Origin of the sequence: Burkholderia sp. HI2500 (assembly GCF_002223055.1) — a bacterium.
GTDB lineage: Bacteria > Pseudomonadota > Gammaproteobacteria > Burkholderiales > Burkholderiaceae > Burkholderia.
The window spans coordinates 969,102-986,805 of the sequence record NZ_NKFL01000006.1; the positions used below are offsets into that span (position 1 = coordinate 969,102).

At 66.8% G+C, this 17,704-nt stretch carries 20 protein-coding genes and 1 pseudogene; 9 read left to right on the top strand and 12 right to left on the bottom strand.

Annotation, left to right across the window (positions count from 1 at the left end):
• Positions 1-11: 11 nt before the first annotated feature.
• The 5 genes from CFB45_RS22120 to CFB45_RS22140 all read right to left on the bottom strand — a co-directional run bounded on the left by CFB45_RS22120 (position 12) and on the right by CFB45_RS22140 (position 6,039).
• Complete coding sequence (locus CFB45_RS22120; RefSeq protein ID WP_046547936.1) at positions 12-911, bottom strand: acetaldehyde dehydrogenase (acetylating); 900 nt, start codon at positions 909-911, stop codon at positions 12-14.
• Positions 912-924: 13 nt separating this feature from the next.
• Positions 925-1,707, bottom strand: a complete 783-nt coding sequence (gene dmpE, locus CFB45_RS22125) for a 2-oxopent-4-enoate hydratase (RefSeq protein WP_089427380.1) — start codon at positions 1,705-1,707, stop codon at positions 925-927.
• Between the two features lie 118 nt (positions 1,708-1,825).
• On the bottom strand, positions 1,826-3,208 hold the full coding sequence (locus CFB45_RS22130; RefSeq protein WP_089427381.1) for a DUF1329 domain-containing protein: 1,383 nt from the start codon (positions 3,206-3,208) through the stop codon (positions 1,826-1,828).
• A 40-nt stretch (positions 3,209-3,248) separates the two neighbouring features.
• A complete protein-coding gene (locus CFB45_RS22135; protein WP_089427382.1) occupies positions 3,249-4,814 on the bottom strand; it encodes a DUF1302 domain-containing protein in 1,566 nt (521 codons plus the stop codon).
• A gap of 445 nt (positions 4,815-5,259) precedes the next feature.
• Complete coding sequence (locus CFB45_RS22140; protein ID WP_089429089.1) at positions 5,260-6,039, bottom strand: SDR family oxidoreductase; 780 nt, start codon at positions 6,037-6,039, stop codon at positions 5,260-5,262.
• Between the two features lie 137 nt (positions 6,040-6,176).
• Between CFB45_RS22140 and CFB45_RS22145 the strand changes: the two genes are divergently transcribed.
• The 7 genes from CFB45_RS22145 to CFB45_RS22175 all read left to right on the top strand — a co-directional run bounded on the left by CFB45_RS22145 (position 6,177) and on the right by CFB45_RS22175 (position 11,078).
• On the top strand, positions 6,177-7,013 hold the full coding sequence (locus tag CFB45_RS22145) for an alpha/beta fold hydrolase (RefSeq protein WP_089427383.1): 837 nt from the start codon (positions 6,177-6,179) through the stop codon (positions 7,011-7,013).
• Between the two features lie 77 nt (positions 7,014-7,090).
• Positions 7,091-7,879 carry an SDR family NAD(P)-dependent oxidoreductase gene (locus tag CFB45_RS22150; RefSeq protein ID WP_089427384.1) on the top strand — a complete coding sequence of 263 codons (789 nt, stop codon included), beginning with the start codon at positions 7,091-7,093 and terminating at the stop codon, positions 7,877-7,879.
• A 38-nt stretch (positions 7,880-7,917) separates the two neighbouring features.
• The gene (locus CFB45_RS22155; RefSeq protein ID WP_089427385.1) at positions 7,918-8,667 is read left to right on the top strand and encodes an electron transfer flavoprotein subunit beta/FixA family protein; all 750 of its coding nucleotides are present in this window, start codon (positions 7,918-7,920) and stop codon (positions 8,665-8,667) included.
• A 16-nt stretch (positions 8,668-8,683) separates the two neighbouring features.
• A complete protein-coding gene (locus tag CFB45_RS22160) occupies positions 8,684-9,628 on the top strand; it encodes an electron transfer flavoprotein subunit alpha/FixB family protein (RefSeq protein WP_089427386.1) in 945 nt (314 codons plus the stop codon).
• Positions 9,629-9,631: 3 nt separating this feature from the next.
• The gene (locus tag CFB45_RS22165) at positions 9,632-10,159 is read left to right on the top strand and encodes an acyltransferase (protein WP_089427387.1); all 528 of its coding nucleotides are present in this window, start codon (positions 9,632-9,634) and stop codon (positions 10,157-10,159) included.
• Between the two features lie 103 nt (positions 10,160-10,262).
• Positions 10,263-10,511 (top strand): hypothetical protein, encoded by a 249-nt coding sequence (locus CFB45_RS22170; RefSeq protein ID WP_089427388.1) that lies wholly within the window; start codon positions 10,263-10,265, stop codon positions 10,509-10,511.
• A gap of 267 nt (positions 10,512-10,778) precedes the next feature.
• Positions 10,779-11,078 (top strand): hypothetical protein, encoded by a 300-nt coding sequence (locus CFB45_RS22175; RefSeq protein ID WP_089427389.1) that lies wholly within the window; start codon positions 10,779-10,781, stop codon positions 11,076-11,078.
• Between the two features lie 22 nt (positions 11,079-11,100).
• Here the strand turns inward: CFB45_RS22175 and CFB45_RS22180 are convergent.
• Positions 11,101-11,520: pseudogene (locus CFB45_RS22180) on the bottom strand (cupin domain-containing protein).
• Between the two features lie 384 nt (positions 11,521-11,904).
• Entirely contained in the window at positions 11,905-12,309 is a 405-nt protein-coding gene (locus CFB45_RS39885) for a hypothetical protein (RefSeq protein ID WP_256978448.1), read from the bottom strand.
• Positions 12,310-12,485: 176 nt separating this feature from the next.
• On the opposite strand from CFB45_RS39885, the gene CFB45_RS39890 reads away from it, so the two are divergent.
• Positions 12,486-13,295: a collagen-like triple helix repeat-containing protein gene (locus tag CFB45_RS39890; protein ID WP_256978441.1), complete on the top strand. Its 810-nt coding sequence runs from the start codon at positions 12,486-12,488 to the stop codon at positions 13,293-13,295.
• Between the two features lie 122 nt (positions 13,296-13,417).
• Here CFB45_RS39890 and CFB45_RS22195 read toward each other — a convergent pair whose 3' ends face one another.
• Complete coding sequence (locus tag CFB45_RS22195) at positions 13,418-13,879, bottom strand: Lrp/AsnC family transcriptional regulator (RefSeq protein ID WP_089427392.1); 462 nt, start codon at positions 13,877-13,879, stop codon at positions 13,418-13,420.
• A gap of 116 nt (positions 13,880-13,995) precedes the next feature.
• Between CFB45_RS22195 and CFB45_RS22200 the strand changes: the two genes are divergently transcribed.
• Positions 13,996-14,628, top strand: a complete 633-nt coding sequence (locus CFB45_RS22200) for a LysE family translocator (RefSeq protein WP_089427393.1) — start codon at positions 13,996-13,998, stop codon at positions 14,626-14,628.
• Here CFB45_RS22200 and CFB45_RS22205 read toward each other — a convergent pair.
• From CFB45_RS22205 to CFB45_RS22220, 4 genes are all read right to left on the bottom strand, one after another.
• The gene (locus CFB45_RS22205) at positions 14,621-15,034 is read right to left on the bottom strand and encodes a DUF6331 family protein (protein ID WP_089427394.1); all 414 of its coding nucleotides are present in this window, start codon (positions 15,032-15,034) and stop codon (positions 14,621-14,623) included. The two genes, CFB45_RS22200 and CFB45_RS22205, sit on opposite strands and share 8 nt — an antisense overlap.
• Before the next feature lie 19 nt (positions 15,035-15,053).
• Complete coding sequence (locus tag CFB45_RS22210; RefSeq protein ID WP_089427395.1) at positions 15,054-16,049, bottom strand: alpha/beta hydrolase; 996 nt, start codon at positions 16,047-16,049, stop codon at positions 15,054-15,056.
• Positions 16,050-16,078: 29 nt separating this feature from the next.
• Positions 16,079-16,651, bottom strand: coding sequence for a TetR/AcrR family transcriptional regulator (locus CFB45_RS22215; protein WP_089427396.1), 573 nt, complete (start codon positions 16,649-16,651; stop codon positions 16,079-16,081).
• A 95-nt stretch (positions 16,652-16,746) separates the two neighbouring features.
• Complete coding sequence (locus CFB45_RS22220) at positions 16,747-17,592, bottom strand: GNAT family N-acetyltransferase (protein ID WP_089427397.1); 846 nt, start codon at positions 17,590-17,592, stop codon at positions 16,747-16,749.
• Between the last annotated feature and the right edge of the window lie 112 nt (positions 17,593-17,704).

The window sequence follows — 17,704 nt, forward strand, 5'->3', positions numbered from 1 at the left end:
GGCTCCTCAACTCAAGCGGTGGCGGCCGTCGCGGCCAGCATCTGTTCAGCGAAACGCTCGGCCGTGGCGGCCGCGGCGGCGGTCATGATGTCGAGGTTGCCCGCGTATTTCGGCAGGTAATCGCCGAGCCCTTCGACTTCCATGAAGACGGACACGCGATTGCCGTCGAACACGGGGCCGTTCTTCAGCGTATAGCCGGGCACGTAGCGCTGCACTTCCTTGACCATCGCATGCACGGACGCGGTGATCGCATCGACGTCGGGCGGGCCGTCGGTCAGGCAGTGGATCGTGTCGCGCATGATCAGCGGCGGCTCGGCCGGGTTGATCACGATGATCGCCTTGCCCTTGCGTGCGCCGCCGACCTGTTCGATCGCACCGGACGTCGTGCGCGTGAATTCGTCGATGTTCTTGCGCGTGCCGGGGCCGACCGAGCGCGACGACACGGTCGCGACGATCTCGCCGTACGCGACCGGCTGCACGCGCGATACCGCGTACACCATCGGGATCGTCGCCTGGCCGCCGCACGTGACCATGTTCACGTTCGCCTGCGCGCTGTCGAGATGCGCGTCGAGATTCACCGGCGGCACGCAATACGGCCCGATCGCGGCGGGCGTCAGGTCGATCATCTTCACGCCGAGCGCGGTGAGCTTGTCGGAGTTGTCGCGGTGCACGTACGCCGACGTCGCATCGAACGCGATGCGGATGTCGTCGGCTGCCACGTGCGGCAGCAGCCCGTCGACGCCCTTGTCGGTGGTCTTCAGGCCGAACTCGCGCGCCCGCGCGAGGCCGTCGGACGCCGGATCGACGCCGACCATCCACACGGGTTCGAGCACCGGCGAGCGGCGCAGCTTGTAGAGCAGGTCGGTGCCGATGTTGCCCGGCCCGATCAGTGCGCATTTGATTTTCTTCATCAGGATTTTTCCTTTAGATAAAGCGGACGTCGCAGCTGCCGATGCCGGAGATGTGCATCGACAGCGCGTCGCCGGCCGTGACCGGAATCAGTTTCGCGAGCGAGCCCGACAGCACGATCTCGCCGGCGAGCAGCGGCACGTCGTACGCGGCGAGCGTGTTCGCGAGCCACGCGACCGCGTCGGCGGGGTGGCCGAGCGCCGCGTCGCCGCGGCCCTGCGCGACTTGCTCGCCGTTCTTGTCGATCGTCATCTCGCACGCGGCGAGATCGAGCGTGCGCGGATCGACGCGTGCATCGCCGAGCACGTACACGCCGCACGACGCGTTGTCGGCGACGGTGTCCTCGATGCGGATCGCCCAGTCGCGGATGCGCGAATCGACGATCTCGAAGCAGGGCGCGACGGCGGCCGTCGCGGCGATCACGTCGGTGCGGTCGATGCCGGGGCCGCGCAGGTCGCGCGCGAGGATGAACGCGATCTCGCCCTCGGCGCGCGGCGCGATCAGCGAATCGGCGGCGATCGCTTCGCCGGCCGCGTAGTGCATGCCCGACAGCAGGATGCCGAAATCGGGCTGGCGCACGTTCAGCATGTCCTGCACGGCCTGGCTCGTCACGCCGATCTTCTTGCCGACCACGGCCTCGCCGTGTTCGATGCGGCGTTCGATGAAGCGCTGCTGGATGCGGTACGCGTCGTCGAGCGACAGGCGGCGCGGGCGGCTCGACAGCGGCGCGACCGGCGCACGCGCGTGCCACGCGGCGTACAGCTCGTCGCCGAGCGTCGTATGCAGGCGGGAAGACATGAAAGGGCCCTCGAATCTCGAATGAATCGAATGGAACAGGCCGCCGTCGCGGGCGGCGCCGGGCGCCGGAGCGAGGCTCCGGCGCGTGGGGCGCGGGCGTGCCGCGTCGGCGGGTTGCTTAGTTACCCGAACTGCGGATCGCGTCCGGCGAGAAGTACGCCTCGTTGAACTGCGGGCTGTTGTCGAGCTTCGGCATCGGGCCTTCGTTCGTCAGGCGGTCGGCCATGTACGCGCCGGAGATCAGGTCATGAAAGAACACGACGCCCGGGTAGAACACCTTCGCGTCATACGCGTACAGCGTCGTCGCGACATTGGTGCGCCACAGCTGGCCACGCGCGTCGTAGTTGTCGGCGAGCAGCGTCATCCACGAATCCTCGTCGATGTACAGCACGCGCTTCGCATACTGGTGGCGGTAGTTGCTCTTCAGCGTCGCCTGCAGCACCCACACGCGATGCAGCTCGTAGCGAATATACGACGGGTTCTCGTGGCCCTTGGTCAGCAGGTCCGCGTACTTCACCGAGCTGTCCATCGCCTTGTAGTTGTCGTACGGCACGTAGATCTCGCGCTTGCCGACGATCTTCCAGTCGTAGCGGTCGCCGGGGCCGTTGTACAGGCGGTCGTCGTCGACGGTACGGAAGCCGCCCGGGCCCTGCGGCTGGTCGTAGCCGTACTCGGGCGCCTGGCGCACGCGCCGCGTGCCCGGGTTGTACATCCACGTGCGCGACGAGTTGTCCGCGCCGGCCTTGTCCCAGTTCGTGAAGCCGACGATCAGCGACCCGCGGTCGGACAGCGGCAGCTCCGTCGCGTTGCGGTAGTACGTGCGGTTGTTCAGGTCGCTCTTCACGTCGTACTTGCCGGCGTTGCGCGGCGAGTAGATGTCGTAGCGCACCTTGCCCCATGCGATGTTGCCGTCCGAGTACACGACCGCCTGGTCGTAGGTCGCCTGCTCGGCGCCGATCGCCGACGAGAAGCGCTGGTTCCACAGCAGCTCGGCGGCCGTTTTAGGGATCGGGTAGGGCACCGTCGGCGGCGCGTTCGTGAGGCCGTTCGCGTCGGATGTCATCGTCGAATCCGGCGCGTACGTGCGGATGTCCTTGTACACGGCATCCGCGTAGCGGAAGTCGCGATGGCTCGGATAGACGATGATCTTGAACGTGGCCGGGTAGCGCTTGAACATCGCCTTCTGGCCGTCGGTCAGGTGCTCGGCGTACTGCGCCATGTTCTCCGCGGTGATCGTCGCGACCGGCTTCTCGCCCGCGAACGGATCGGGGTAGCGGTTGCCGCGCTTGTACTGCACGTCCGGCGGCGTGCCGAGCCACTTGCCCGACCACTCGGGCACGCCGCTGTCCTTGCTCGCGGCGCGCACCGCGCCCATCGGCGTCAGCGGGCCGTCGAGCGCCTTCAGGTCGTCCGGCGTGACCTTCGGGTACGACGCCGTCGCGACGACCGCGCACGCGGCCATCACCGACGCGCGCAGGAGGGGGAGATGAATGCGTTTCATATCGATCCTCATAGTGCTGAATGACGAGCGGCCGGGCCGCTCAGAAGTGGTAGGTCGCCGTGGCCAGCACGTAGTCGCGATCCGCGAGCGGGCGCGTGACCGGGTTCGGCGAGCCGAGGAACTTCGCGTAGACGAGCGACAGCTGCAGGTTGCTCAGGCGCGTGAAGGTCACGCCGGCCGTCACGCGGTGGTCGCCCTGGCCGGTCAGCGAGCCGAGCGCGCCGGCGAGCGGCGACGTGCCCGTCAGGTCGTGCGTGTAGGTCAGCGGCACGTCGAGATCCCAGCCGTTGAACACGTTCTTGTAGCTGAGCGTCCACGCGATCTCCATCGCGAGCGCGTTGCGCGAATTCGCGAGCGTGGTCGAGCCGTCGAGCTCGGAGATGCTGCCGGCATGCACGTACGTGAGTTCGCCGATCAGCGACTGCGAATTCGCGAGGAAGCTCGGCCCGATCGAGTAGATGCCGGACAGGTTCGTCTGCAGCACGTTCGCGCGGGTCGGCTGCGGGCCCGCCGGCGTGTTGACGAGCACGGCCGCGCCCTGGCGGTACGACACTTCGCCCGCGACGTTCACCGGGCCGACCTGCGTCGAGAAGCTCGCGCCGGTCAGCTTGATGTTGCTGAAATACTTCTGCTGGTACTGGAGCGTCGGGAAGTAGGTCGTGACGACGCTCGGGTTCATGTCGTTGTAGTGCAGGTGGTACAGGCCGAGCTCGGTGTCGCCGAGCACGCGGAAGCGCGCGCCGATCCCCCACTGGTTGCGCGCGCTCGGCTTGTCGTCGGGGCCGCGCGGAATGATCATCCCGCCCGGGCCGATGATGAACTGCGCGCCGGGGCCCGTGACGTCCGAATAGCTCCAGTACGTGCCGGGCGCGGTCAGCCGGTTCTGCTGATACGAGAACTGGTAGTAGCCGAGCAGGCTGAAGTTCGGCGTGATCTGCCACTGCGTCGAGATCTGCGGCACCGGCAGCAGGATGTCCTTCACTTCGGCGCCGGCCATGTACGACTTGGTCGCGTCGGACGGCCCCTGTGCGCCGGCGATGTTCGGGAAGAACAGGCTTTCGCCCCACGCGACGACCTGGTCGCCGACCTTCACGTTCAGGCTCGTCGAGCCGATCTTGAACGTGTTGTACGCGTATGCGGCCAGCAGCGTCGTGTGGCCGCCCGACCAGTAGCGCGCGTCGCTCGTGAAGTTGTTGTACTGGCCCGACTGGTTCACGGTGCCCGGCGCGTCGTTGTAGTTCGGGCGGCGATACGCCTGGTCGTAGAACGTGTCGGCGCGCACGAACACGCCCCAGTCGTCGTGCTTCAGGTTCACTTCGCCGAGCAGGCTGACCTGGTTCTCGATCAGCTTGTTCTTCGCGAAGTTGCGGTCGCCGTCGTCGCCGTTGATGTTCGCCGGCGTGAGGAGATTGCCGCTCGGTGCGCGGGTGCGCATGCCGAGGCCGTAACTGAGCGTGAACGTGTAGTCCAGCGTCGTGTCGGCGCCCAGCTCGATCGTGCTGCCTGCATGTGCGCCGGGAGCGGCACACGCGAGCAGCGCGGCGGCCAGCGTCGACAGCGTGGCGGCTGCCCGCTTGTCGGTACGGCGCGAAATCCGTTGATGCATGGTGTCTCCTCTTGGGGTATCGACGACGGTCGACTGTGTGTGTTGTCGTGAGAGGCAGAGTAGGGAGATCGCGGTAGCAGGGAATCGTCAAAATGAACTAGATGACTTCCCTAGGGCCTGTTCACGCTAATAACGGGCTTGCGCTGGCCCCCAGAAGGGCCGAGCGCAAGGAATGCGACGAAGCGAATACTCAACGTATTCGCAAGGAGCATGACGCGGCGATCGGCCCTTCTGGGGGCCAGCCCCACGAGAGAATTTTTCCAAACAGGGGAACGTGCCTTTCCGCCCGCATTGCGGCGTCGTTCGTCGTTGCAATAGCTACGGCTATTGCGCCTCCTCTCTCCTTGCACTGCGGGCGGAAAGGCACGTTCGCAAGCCCGTTATTAGCGTGAACAGGCCCTAGGACTGGCAACGATTCGTGCGGCACCGATTTGCCGTGCGTGCATCAACGTGCGGCCACCTGCGCGGCCGACAGGAACGCGGGCCGCTCGCCGCCGCCGTCGAGCCGCAGGTTTGCACCCGACGTGTACGACGCGTCGGGCGATGCGAGGAACAGGCACGCGGCGGCGACGTCGTCGGGGGTCGCGAGCCGGCCGGCGGGAATCGTCGCGCGGATCGCGTCGAGCGCATCGTCGTCGCCGTAGTGGCCTTCGGTGGCCGATTCCGTCTGCACGAGGCTCGGGCTGATCGCGCACACGCGCACGCGCGGCGCCCACTCGACCGCGAGCGACGTGACCGCGTTGACGAGGCCGGCTTTCGCGGCGCCGTATGCGGCCGTGCCGGGCGACGGACGCGACGCGCTGACGCTCGCGATGAACAGCATCACGCCGCCTTCGGGCTGCGGCTGCATGATCGCGTTCACGCGCTGCGCGAGCTGCAGCGGCGCGATCAGGTTCAGCCGCACGATCGATTCGGTGAAGCGCGGCGATGCATCGGCCGCGAGCGCGAACGGCGAGCCGCCTGCGTTGTTGACGAGCACGTCGAGGCGGCCGGCCGCCGCGCGAATCGTCGCGAGCATCGCGTCGACCTGTTCGATGTCGCGCAGGTCGGCCGCGACGAACGTCGCCGTGCGGCTGCCGTCCGCGGGCGGCGTGTCGGGCGCGCTGCGTCCGCACACGAACACGCGCGCGCCCGCCGCGAGAAACCGTTCGGCGATGCGCCGCCCGATGCCCTTGGTGCCGCCCGTCACGAGCACCGTCTTGCCGCTGTAGTCGAATCCGTTCATCGTTGCCTCCGTTTCGGTGGGCCGATGATAGGAAGAAGCGCGCGCGGCTTCGTAGTCTGAAAGGATGATGCCGGCCGGCGCCGGCGGCGCAATCATCGTGGCAGACAGCCATCGAACGACGAAGGAGACAACCCGCGATGACGATCCTCACGACGCCGCCGGCCGGCAGCTTCACCGACGTGCCGGGCGGCCTGCGCCTGCACCACTACGAGGCGGGCGCAGGCCGGCCCGTGGTGTTCATCCACGGCAGCGGCCCGGGCGCCAGCGGTTTCAGCAACTTCAAGCACAACGTGCCCGCGTTCGCGGCGGCCGGCTATCGCGCGATCGTCGTCGACCTGCCCGGCTACGGGCAGTCGTCGAAGCCGTCCGACGTCGCCTATACGCTCGATTTCTTCGTCGGCGCGCTGCATGCGCAGCTGACCGCGCTCGGCATCGGGCCGGCCGTGCTGCTCGGCAACTCGCTCGGCGGCGCGATCGCGCTGAAGTACGCGCTCGACTACCCGGACGACGTCGACGGGCTGATCATGATGGCGCCGGGCGGCGTCGAGGATCGCGACACCTATTTCCGGATGGAGGGCATCCAGCGGATGGTGAAGCTGTTCACCAACCGCCAGATGAATGACGACACGATGCGCGAGCTGCTGACGCTGCTCGTGCACGACCCGGCGATCGTCACCGACGCGCTCGTCGCCGAGCGGATGAAGGTGTGCGTCGAACAGCCGACCGAAGTGCTGTCGACGATGAGCGTGCCGAACCTGACCGACGCGCTCGGCGACCTGCGTACGCCGGTGCTCGGGTTCTGGGGCACGGACGATCGCTTCAATCCGGTCGGCGGCGCGCTGAAGTTCCTCGAACGCTGCCGCGATGCGCGCTTCGTGCTGATGAACCGGTGCGGCCACTGGGTGATGGTGGAACACGCCGACTATTTCAATCGGGAATGCCTCGATTTTCTTGCGACGCGGAATACGCGATAACGCCGGATGCCCTTGAAGGCCGGCCTCGATGCGGGCGGCCTGCCTGTCTGAACAAATACCTGGAACCTGGAGACGACATGAAGCTCATCGAAGACCTGTTCGACCTGCGCGGCAAGGTGGCCGCGATCACCGGCGGTGCGCGCGGCATCGGCGCGGAGACCGCGCGCACGCTGGCGGCCGCCGGCGCGAGCGTCGCGATTCTCGACGTGCTGTCGCAACCGGCGGAAGCGCTGGTCGAGGAAATCCGAGCGCAGGGCGGCCAGGCCGCGTTCTGGTCGCTCGACGTCACGCACGAAGCCGACGTGGCGCGCGTGTTCGGCGAGATCGTCGCGCGCTTCGGGCGCCTCGACGTGCTCGTGAACAACGCGGGCATCGAAGGCCACAACGTGCCGACGCACGAGCTCACGCTCGCGCAATGGCAGCGCGTGCAGGACGTGAACGTGAACGGCGTGTTCCTGTGCACACGTGCGGCAATTCCGCATATCGACGCGGCCGGCGGCGGCTCGATCGTGAACCTGTCGTCGATGTACGGGATCGTCGGCGGGCCCGACGTGCCCGCGTATCACGCGTCGAAGGCGGCGGTGCGGATGATGGCGAAGGTCGATGCGATGCTGTACGCGGCGAAGAACATCCGTGCGAACTCGGTGCATCCCGGCTATATCCGCACGCCGATGCTCGAGGACGCGTTCCGCCAGATGGGGCAGGACCCCGATCGCGCCTTCGAGTACATGCAGACCAACGTGCCGATGGCGAAGATCGGCAGCCCGCGCGACATCGCGGCCGGCATCCTGTATCTCGTGTCGCCGGCGGGCCGTTACGTCACAGGCGCGGAGCTCGTGATCGACGGCGGCTTTACCGCGCGCTGACGCGGCGCGGCGCACGCAACGGAACAGGAGACAGGCAGTTGAAAGCGCTCGTGGCAGTGAAACGCGTGGTCGATGCAAACGTGAAAGTCGGCGTGAAATCCGACCGGACGGGCGTCGACGTCGCGAACGTGAAGATGTCGATGAACCCGTTCGACGAGATCGCGGTGGAAGAGGCCGTGCGGTTGAAGGAGGCCGGCGTCGTGACGGAAGTGGTGGCCGTGTCGGTCGGCGTCGCGCAGGCGCAGGAAACGCTGCGCACGGCGCTGGCGATCGGCGCGGATCGCGCGATCCTCGTCGAATCGCATGAAGGCGTCGAGCCGCTTGGGGTCGCTAAGGTGCTGAAGGCGCTGGTCGACAGGGAGCAGCCGCAACTGGTGATCCTCGGCAAGCAGGCGATCGACGACGATTCGAACCAGACCGGGCAGATGCTGGCCGCGCTGGCGGGTTTGCCGCAGGCGACGTTTGCCTCGAAGGTTGTGGTGGCCGATGGCCGTGCGACGGTCGCGCGTGAAGTGGACGGCGGTGCGGAAACGCTGTCGCTTCAACTGCCCGCCGTCGTCACCACGGATCTGCGCCTGAACGAGCCGCGCTACGTGACGCTGCCGAACATCATGAAGGCGAAGAAGAAGCCGCTCGAAACCGTGAAGCCCGACGACCTCGGCGTGGACGTGACGCCGCGCCTGAAGGTGCTCGAGGTGAACGAGCCGCCGAAGCGTGCAGCCGGCGTGAAGGTGCCGGACGTGCAGACGCTGGTCGAGAAACTGAAGACCGAAGCCAAGGTGCTGTAACAGGGAGCGGAAAGAAATGACGATTCTGGTGATTGCGGAACACGACAACGCGTCGATCAAGGCCGCGACGCTGAATGCCGTCGCGGCCGCACAGGCGCTCAATGTGGTGGGCGGCGGCGACGTTCATGTGCTCGTTGCTGGACACGATGCACAAGCGGCAGCCGATGCAGCGGCGAAGCTCGCCGGTGTGTCGAAGGTGCTGCTGGCCGATGCACCGCAGCTGGCCGACGGTCTGGCCGAGAACGTCGAAGCGACGGTGATGACCGTCGCGAACGGCTACTCGCACATCGTTGCGCCGGCAACGGCCTACGGCAAGAACATCGCGCCGCGCATTGCGGCGAAGCTGGACGTCGCGCAGATCTCGGACATCACGGCAGTCGATTCGGCCGACACGTTCGAGCGCCCGATCTACGCGGGCAACGCGATCGCGACGGTGCAGTCGGGCGATCCGGTCAAGGTGATCACGGTGCGCGCGACCGCGTTTGATCCGGTGGCAACTGAAGGCGGCAGCGCGTCGGTCGATAAGATCGAAGCGGCAGCCGATGCCGGCAAGTCGCAGTTCGTGAGCCGTGAAGTGACGAAGCTGGACCGTCCGGAACTGACGAGCGCAAGCATCATCGTGTCGGGCGGCCGCGGCCTGGGCAGCGGCGAGAACTACACGAGGGTACTGGAGCCGCTGGCCGACAAGCTTCAAGCCGCACTGGGCGCCTCGCGCGCCGCAGTCGACGCCGGCTACGTACCGAACGACTACCAGGTTGGCCAGACCGGCAAGATCGTCGCGCCGCAGCTGTACATCGCGGTCGGCATCTCGGGTGCGATTCAGCATCTGGCCGGCATGAAGGATTCGAAGGTGATCGTCGCGATCAACAAGGACCCGGAAGCGCCGATCTTCAGCGTGGCTGACTACGGTGTGGTCGGCGACCTGTTCACACTCGTGCCGGAAGCGGCCGCGGCGCTCTGACCGATGCCGCTGTTCGAATTCAACGGGATGCGGCCGCGCATCGATCCGTCCGCGTACGTCGATCCGAGCGCGGTCGTGATCGGCGACGTGACGATCGGCGCGCGCTGCTACATCGGCCCGCATGCGAGCCTGCGCGGCGACTTCGGCGCGATCGTCGTCGAAGGCGGCAGCAACGTGCAGGACGGCTGCGTGCTGCACGTCGGGATCGGCGAGACGTGCCGGCTCGGCGTCAACAGCCACGTCGGCCACGGCGCGATCGTGCATGGCGCGACGCTCGAACCCGACACGATGATCGGAATGAATGCGGTCGTGATGGACGGCGCGACGATCGGCGCGACGACGATCGTCGCCGCGTGCGCGTTCGTGAAGGCCGGCTACGACGTGCCGCGCGGCGTGCTGCTCGCGGGCGTGCCGGGGCGCGTCGTGCGGCGGCTCAGCGACGCGGAGATCGACGCGAAGGCGAACGGTACGCGCATCTATCAGCAACTGGCGGCGGACTGCCTGAGGACGATCAGGCGGATCGACGGGTGAGCGGGCAGCCGGGCGGCCGGGTGGCCCAGGATGTGACGGATTGCCGGGCAGCTTGCCGTTGCCGTAAGATCGGCACAGGCTTTCCCACCGGCATCCGCGTCACATGAAAAAGCACGTCCGTTTGCGGCTCACAGTCATTGCGTCGGCATTTGCCGTCTACAGCGTTTATATGCACATCCAGCAGTTCATCAGTGGCTGTGTGTGGGTCAGGGGCCATCAGCGCTGCAGTTTCGAAAACAACACGAACTTCGAAGGCTGGATGGATCTCGACCTGATGATCGCGTGCTGCTGGGTCGCCGCGGCGGTGGTGGGCTGGATCTCCGTCATGCAGGCCGCGAAGAAGCCGGGTTGAAGCCGGGCGCTTCCGTCACGCGAAACCCATCGCTGTCAATCCGTGACAACGATCATCGATGCGGCATCGCCGCAATCGTCAGCGCCTCTTCCGCATCCTCGCGCCGCAGGCGCAACCGGCCACCGGGATCGGGCTCCGCTCGTTCGACGTGCTGGTCGGCTTCGACGTCGGGATGAGCGTTGCCGTCCGTCGGCCGTCATTGTGCTTTTTCCTGCCGTGCCCGGATAATGATCCGGCGTCGCGCACGCCGCGCGAGGGGAGGCTGCCATGCAATTTCCGACGGGATCGGTGGTCGCGCTCAGTTCGGCCGCCGCGACGATGTTTTCGATGGGCATGCTGTTTCTCGGCTACTGGGGCTGGCACGAGCCGCTGCCGTGGCGGATCGGCGACTACGTCGTGATCCTGCCGGCGCTGGCCGGGTTCGCGTGCCTCGTCAGTGTGCCGTTTCTCGCCACGTCACCGATGAAGACCCCCGACGACGAATCGCGGATGTTCGTCGCGCGGCGTGTGTTTCTGTGCGGTGCGAGTGCGCTGTGGTGTGCGATCGTCGCGTCGCTGGTCGTGTGAGATTCGCCGGGCGACGCGTGCATCACTCAGAGGCGTTGCCGAGATCCACGAAGACCTTGTTGACGCCTGCCTTGTACAGCCACTTGCCGAGCTTCGGATAGTCGCACACGTCGTGTTCCGGCCGGTCGCCTGCCACGAGATAGACCAGCGGCAGATCGCCGGTATTCAGCATCGTGTGTGCGGCGCCGCCGCGTGGAAATCCCATGAAGTCGCCCGGGCCGATCGCATGGGTCCGGCCATCGATGATTGCCTCGCCTGATCCCGAAAGCACGTAGACGCATTACTCCGCGTAGAGATGCCGGTGGTATTCGGTGGATTCGTGTCCGGGCATCAAGGTCATCAGGTGGACGCCGAGTTGTGTCAGTCCGGTTGCGTCCCCAAGCGAGCGCTTCAGGCGGACGGCATTCTCGTTCAACGGATGGACGGAATGCTCCGGTTCCATCGCCGCGATGTCGGCGGCAGCGCAGTTTCGCGTGCTGGGATGATGGCGATACAGGGCAGGACGATGTCTGTCGCCGCGCGATGCTACGTAACGCAGGGCCTCGTGTTACGCACGCGTTACCCGGGGCGCAAGGCGTTGTCGCGGTCGTGAGATCGGGCCCGGATGCCCTGCATCGCGCCCGGGAAGGCCGTCGGGATGAGGCTGTGCGGCGTGTGTGTGAAGTCGTCGTTGATGCCGATCGCAATGGCACGATAGGTGCTTGTCTGGATGATCGAGCTGAAAAGCGAACGGGGGCTTCCATGCAAAATCATTTCATCAAGGCGAACGTTGCGCTCGCCGCCATTGCCGCGGCTTGCGCGCTGGCTGCGTGTGGCGGCAGCGATGTTACGGCGCCGAAGCCGGGTGGTAACACCATCGGGACGAGTACGAGCGGGACGAGCGGGACGAGCGGGACGAGTGGGACGAGTGGGACGAGTGGGACGAGCGGAACCAGCGGAACCAGCGGAACCAGCGGAACCAGCGGGACGAGCGGAACCAGCGGAACGAGTGGAGCGAGTGGAACCAGCGGAACGAGTGGAACCAGCGGAACGAGTGGAACCAGCGGAACGAGTGGAACCAGCGGAACGAGTGGAACCAGCGGAACGAGTGGAACCAGCGGAACGAGTGGAACCAGCGGAACCAGCGGCACAAGCGGAACCAGCGGAACCAGCGGAACCAGCGGAACCAGCGGAACCAGCGGAACCAGCGGAACCAGCGGGACGAGCGGGACGAGCGGAACCAGCGGCACAAGTGGAACCAGCGGGACGAGTGGAACCAGCGGGACGAGTGGAACCAGCGGGACGAGTGGAACCAGTGGCACGAGTGGAACCAGTGGCACCGGCGGGACGAGCGGAACCAGCGGCACCCCCGGCACGAACGGCATCGTCAGCGCCGTCGGCGCGGTCGTCATCGACGCCGGCGCCACGATTTCCGGCGAGAGCCCGCCGGGACCGACCAAGGGCGTGACCACCGGCCTTGGCAACACGGTCGCGGGCGCGGGCACGATCATCCGCGACACGTCGAACGCCGTGAGCAACGGCATCGGCCAGACCGGCTTCACGGCGAACCCGGTCGGCACGACGGTCGCCGGGCTGGGCTCCATCGTCGGCTCGACCAGCAACCCGGTCACCGGCCTCAGCGACACGGTGAAGGCGCTCGGCACCGGCCCGCTGTCGCCGTTGGCGCCGCTCACGACGCCGGTCGGCGGGCTGCTCGATACCGTCGCCGGTGGCCTCAAGACGGGCGGCACGATGCTCGGCGCGGCCCTGTCGTCGGGCCCGGTCCAGCAGACGACGCAGGCGATCAGCACGGCGATCACGCCGCTCGTCACGACCGTCGGCCAGGTCACGCAGCAGGTCGGCACGGCGACCGGCCTCGGGCAGCCCGTCGCGGGCCTGCTCGGCCAGATCGGCGGCGCGATCACGTCGGCGGGATGGAAGGTGACGTCCACGTCGCCCCAGCCGCTGGTCAGTGGCGTCGGCGACCTCGTGCGCGCGGTCGGCAACACCGTGACCAATGCGGGCGGCCTCGTGAACCCGGGCGGTGCGAACGGCGCGGTGCCGGTCGCGGGCCTGGTGACGAGCGTGGTCGGCGGTAATACGGCGATCGTCCACAACGGTTCCACGACGGGCACGGGCGGCGGCTCACCGTTGGGCGGTCTCTCCAACCCGCTCGCACCCGTGACGGGGCTGGTGGGCGGCCTGCTCGGCGGCTTGGGTGGCTTGGCCGGCAAGTAACCGATCGATTGAGATCGTCATGGCGGTAACCGGCCAACCGACAATCGGCCTCCGGTTACCGCCAACCAGAATGGCTTGATGATCCCCTGCGGGAAGCGGATCGGACGGGGCCTCTCGATGCGTCAATCGCGCACGACGTCGCGCTGCGACGGCGGCCGCGCCAGCCCGCGTGCGGGCAGCGGCGTCGACATCACGATCGACGTGCGTGTTTCGCCATACAGGTTGATGCGTTCGATCAGTTGTTCGAGATGGGTCATGCTGATCGCGGCGAACCGCATCATGTACGAGTCCGCGCCCGTCACGTGATGGCATTCGACGACTTCGGGAATGGTCTCCAGCAACCGGAGGAATTTTGCTTTTGCCGGTTGCGGCACCGTGATGCCGATCAGCGCGCTGACCGGATAGCCGGCCGCGACAGGATTGATCCGGGCCGTGTAGCCCTCGACGACACCGGCCGCTTCAAGGCGCTTCACGCGCTCCGTCACCGCCGGCACCGACAGGTGCACCTGGCGCGCCAGCTCCGTGTAGCTGATGCGGCCGTTGGCCTGCAACAGCGTCACTACCTTCCAGTCCAGATCGTCCATCGCGGCGGTATTTTTTAAGGCGGAGTGGCCATTTTTCCTTAAAAACCGCATTCAGCGATGACGGGACTTTCCCTACGATGCCTGTTCCACCCGTTGCATGTTGCAAGGAGCAGGCGATGCTGTTCATCAAGTCCGTCGTGATGGGGCTGTCGATTGCGGTGCCCGTCGGCCCGATCGGCATGCTGTGCATTCAGCGCAGCCTGAGCCGCGGCTTTCAGGCGGGATTCGCGACGGGCGTCGGCGCCGCGTGCGCCGATGCGATCTACGGCCTGCTAGGCGCGCTCGGCATCGCGGGTGTCGTCACGGCGTTCCCGATGCTGACCGTCGGCCTGAAAATCGGCGGCGGCGCGTTCCTCGTGTGGCTGGCGTGGACCATCGCGCGTCAGGCGCCGGCCGCGTCGACGGCGCAGCGCGATCTGCCGCGCACGACCGTCCTGCGTGATTTTGTGACGACGTTCGGCTTGACGCTGTCGAACCCGATGACGATCCTGTCGTTCGTCGGGATTTTCGCGGCGCTCGGCCCGCTGTCGGGCGCGCGGGAAGGGGCGATGTGGCCGGCCGTGGCGCTGATGGTCGCCGGTGTGTTCATCGGTTCCGCGACGTGGTGGCTGTGCCTGAGCGGTACGACCGCCGCATTGCGCACGAAGATGTCGTTCGCGTTCATGCACGGGCTGTCGCGCGTGTCGGCGGCGGTGATCGCGGTATTTGGCGTGATTCAGGTGGTCGCGGGTGTACGCGGTGTCATTTAGGCCGATGCGCCGCGTGGATCGCGTCGACCGTCGTCCGAATATGCGCGAGCAACTCGACCACGACGGCTTTCCGGAAATACTGGTTCATTCGCGTGCTGACGACGAAATCGGACGGCAACGCGTCGATCGAATGCTGAACCGTCAGCAGATCGTCGGCGAGTCGCGCCAGCGCATCGCGATCCCGCGTGGCCACCGCAACCTCGATCTCGTCCGGCCAGAAACCGAACGCGTCGATGCCGCAGCATTTGGCGACACAGTTTGTCTCCAGCGCATCGATCAAAGGCATGACCTCTGCCAGACAGGCGTCGATCGTGGCCGCATGTGCGTGGCCACCCGACAGATCGCCGAATTCGATCCAGCGATCCGGGCCGATGCTGATGTCGTCCTTGTGGGGTTTGCCGTTCATCGGTTGACGCTCGACGGGTTCAATTCAACGCCGGCAAATGTGCATGCACGAAGCGCGCGATTTCCTGGCTCAGTTCCCTGTCCTCGGGCGCGCCCATGAACCCGCCATGCGGCATCCCTTCGAATACGTGAAGCTCGGTCGGCACCTGCGCGCGCCGCAACGCGCGATGCAGGCGTACCGCGTTCGACAGGAACAGATCGCGCGTGCCGCTCTGGATGAAGGTCGGCGGGAAACCGGCGGAGAAATCGCCGAACAGCGGCGACAGATACGGATGCGCGAGATCGGCGCCGTTCGCGTAGAGCAGGTTGTTCGGCATCAGCGACGCCGGCAGCACGACATCGACGAGGCGATTGGTTTCGAAGCTGTCGCCGGATTCGGTCAGGTCGACTTCCGGCGACAGCAGCACCAGCGCGGCCGGAAGCGGCAAGCCTTCGTCGCGGGCGCGCAGCACCATCGCCGCGGCGAGGTTGCCGCCCGCCGAGCGTCCGCCGATGACGATGTTTTCCGGCGCGTAGCGCTCGAGCACGTACGCATACGCCGCGATGCAATCGTCGAGTGCGGCGGGATACGGATGCTCGGGTGGCAGGCGATAGTCGACGCCGTAGCACCGAATGCCGAGCCGGTCGGCCTGCATCTGCGCGCCGGCGCGGCACGCGGCGCCGCCGCCGAGCACCAGCGCGCCGCCGTGCAGGTCGATGTACGCGCATTCGCCGGAAGCCGCTGCTTCGGGCGTGGCGACATGCACGTCCGCCGCGCCGGTCCGGATCGTCTCCACGCTCGAACGCAGATGGCCGCCGAGTTGCTCGATGGCGGCCGCGTAGTGTGCGTCGGCGGCCGCCTTCACACGCATCCATGCGTCGAAATCGTCCGGGGCCGGCATCACGTGCAGCGCGTTCAGCGGCACGCCGTCGCTGCCGACCAGACGTTGCAACGCGGCTCGCGCTTCGTCGCTGATCGAGGCCGGGAAGGGGACGACGCGGCTCGGCAGGGCGACGCCGTCGGGTTCGTCTTTCATCGATTCGGTTCCGTTGGACGTTGGGCGAGTCATGCGGCAGAGGGCCAGTGGCGCAGCATCACGTCCAGCGCATCGAGACTGCGCGACCACGACGTGTCGGAAGCCGGTGCGCTGTGCGCGAAACCGCCCGCGCTTTCAAGTGTGACGTAGCCCATGAAAAAGCCGCCGAGCAGACGGATCGCATGCGCCTGTTCGGCTTCCGGAATGTCGTAGCTGCGCAGCACTGCCGAGGTCATCCTGACGAGCCGCCCGCCCGCGCTTTCGGCGGCGCGTTCGGCGCTTACCGGGTGGCGCGCTGCGGCGAAGCGACCGGGGTGCTCGCGGGCGTAGTCGCGATAGACGTCGGCGAGCGCGGTGAGCGCGTCCTTGGCGGTGCGGCCGGCCAAGGCGTCGGTCGCGCGATCGGCAAGTTCCTTCAGCGCGAAGAGTGCGATGCGGCTCTTGAGGTCGTCGAAGCTCGGGATATGGGAGTACAGGCTGGCCAGTTTGACGTCGAAGTGACGTGCCAGCGCCGCGCCGGTCAGGTGCTCGAAGCCGGTTTCATCGGCGAGTTGCGCGCCGGCTTCGACGAGTTTGTCCAGGGTGATGCCGGCGCGTGCCATAGCGAATGCTATTCAGATTAGCGAAAAGGCTAATTGTATTAGGTTTTGGGTTGATGTCAATTTCCCGAATTCGGTCACAGCCATGTCCATGACGATCACCCCAGCTCGAACGACGTCACCCCGAACACGCGGTCGATCGCAATCGCCGGCGCTTCTTTCGTGTACATCCGTGCGGTTTCGAACACGCTCGTCATGCCGTGCCGTTCCGCCAGCGCGACGGCCGCGGGGTTCGTTTCCGGCACGTCGAGCACGACGACCTCGCCGGGCATTCGCGCCGCGAGCGCGCGAAACAGCCCGGTGGCGACGCCCGCGTCGTCGGCGAAAAGCGGGCCAATCTTGCAGCCCGTCCTGCAACGGCGCACGACACCGTAGCCGGCGACACGGCCGGCGTCGATCGTCGCGAGCGCAACGGCATCCGGCTGCGCGATCCAGGTGGAGATGAAACGCTCGCGCGCCGACGGAAAGCATGCGCGATCGTAGGCAAGCAATTGCTCGAACGGCACGTCGGCCGCTGCCACCACGTGCGCGCACCCGATGCCGTCCACGCGCCCCTGAAAGCGGATGTTGCGGTACGCGAGCGCGAACCCGGACTTCCTGTAGTTCGCCTGCTGGGCCACGACACCATCGAGCCCGATGTTGCGGTCGCCGAGGTAACGCATGCCGTGCTGCCAGATTCGCATGCCGAAGCCTTTGCCGCGAAACCCGGGTTTCACGATGTAGAGGCCGATGAAGCCGAAACGTTCGTCGTAAGCGACAGCGGAGAGGCACGCGACCGGTTCGCCGCGCCAGACGCCGACGAAGAACCCGGCCGGGTCCGCTTCCCTGAAACAATGAGGATCATGCAGGCCGGGGTTCCAGCCCTCTGCAGCCGCCCATTCGACCGACATCGCTACTTCGTCGGCCGACATGGTGCGCACGATAAAGTCACCGCCTTGGTCCATGGTTCACCCCAGTCGCTGCGCTCGGGAATGCGCGTTGCGTTACCGGCTGCCGAGCCGAAGCAGCCATGACGGGCGAGTTGCCCCGTTTGGCGCCGTTCCCGTCAGCGAAAAG

What these genes read in the sequence shown, in the direction of transcription:
- CFB45_RS22120 (WP_046547936.1), bottom strand. Translation starts at nt 911, where the DNA reads ATGAAGAAAATCAAATGCGCACTGATCGGGCCGGGCAACATCGGCACC.
- dmpE (WP_089427380.1), bottom strand. Translation starts at nt 1,707, where the DNA reads ATGTCTTCCCGCCTGCATACGACGCTCGGCGACGAGCTGTACGCCGCG.
- CFB45_RS22130 (WP_089427381.1), bottom strand. Translation starts at nt 3,208, where the DNA reads ATGAAACGCATTCATCTCCCCCTCCTGCGCGCGTCGGTGATGGCCGCG.
- CFB45_RS22135 (WP_089427382.1), bottom strand. Translation starts at nt 4,814, where the DNA reads ATGCATCAACGGATTTCGCGCCGTACCGACAAGCGGGCAGCCGCCACG.
- CFB45_RS22140 (WP_089429089.1), bottom strand. Translation starts at nt 6,039, where the DNA reads ATGAACGGATTCGACTACAGCGGCAAGACGGTGCTCGTGACGGGCGGC.
- CFB45_RS22145 (WP_089427383.1), top strand. Translation starts at nt 6,177, where the DNA reads ATGACGATCCTCACGACGCCGCCGGCCGGCAGCTTCACCGACGTGCCG.
- CFB45_RS22150 (WP_089427384.1), top strand. Translation starts at nt 7,091, where the DNA reads ATGAAGCTCATCGAAGACCTGTTCGACCTGCGCGGCAAGGTGGCCGCG.
- CFB45_RS22160 (WP_089427386.1), top strand. Translation starts at nt 8,684, where the DNA reads ATGACGATTCTGGTGATTGCGGAACACGACAACGCGTCGATCAAGGCC.
- CFB45_RS22165 (WP_089427387.1), top strand. Translation starts at nt 9,632, where the DNA reads ATGCCGCTGTTCGAATTCAACGGGATGCGGCCGCGCATCGATCCGTCC.
- CFB45_RS22170 (WP_089427388.1), top strand. Translation starts at nt 10,263, where the DNA reads ATGAAAAAGCACGTCCGTTTGCGGCTCACAGTCATTGCGTCGGCATTT.
- CFB45_RS22175 (WP_089427389.1), top strand. Translation starts at nt 10,779, where the DNA reads ATGCAATTTCCGACGGGATCGGTGGTCGCGCTCAGTTCGGCCGCCGCG.
- CFB45_RS22195 (WP_089427392.1), bottom strand. Translation starts at nt 13,879, where the DNA reads ATGGACGATCTGGACTGGAAGGTAGTGACGCTGTTGCAGGCCAACGGC.
- CFB45_RS22200 (WP_089427393.1), top strand. Translation starts at nt 13,996, where the DNA reads ATGCTGTTCATCAAGTCCGTCGTGATGGGGCTGTCGATTGCGGTGCCC.
- CFB45_RS22205 (WP_089427394.1), bottom strand. Translation starts at nt 15,034, where the DNA reads ATGAACGGCAAACCCCACAAGGACGACATCAGCATCGGCCCGGATCGC.
- CFB45_RS22210 (WP_089427395.1), bottom strand. Translation starts at nt 16,049, where the DNA reads ATGAAAGACGAACCCGACGGCGTCGCCCTGCCGAGCCGCGTCGTCCCC.
- CFB45_RS22215 (WP_089427396.1), bottom strand. Translation starts at nt 16,651, where the DNA reads ATGGCACGCGCCGGCATCACCCTGGACAAACTCGTCGAAGCCGGCGCG.
- CFB45_RS22220 (WP_089427397.1), bottom strand. Translation starts at nt 17,592, where the DNA reads ATGGACCAAGGCGGTGACTTTATCGTGCGCACCATGTCGGCCGACGAA.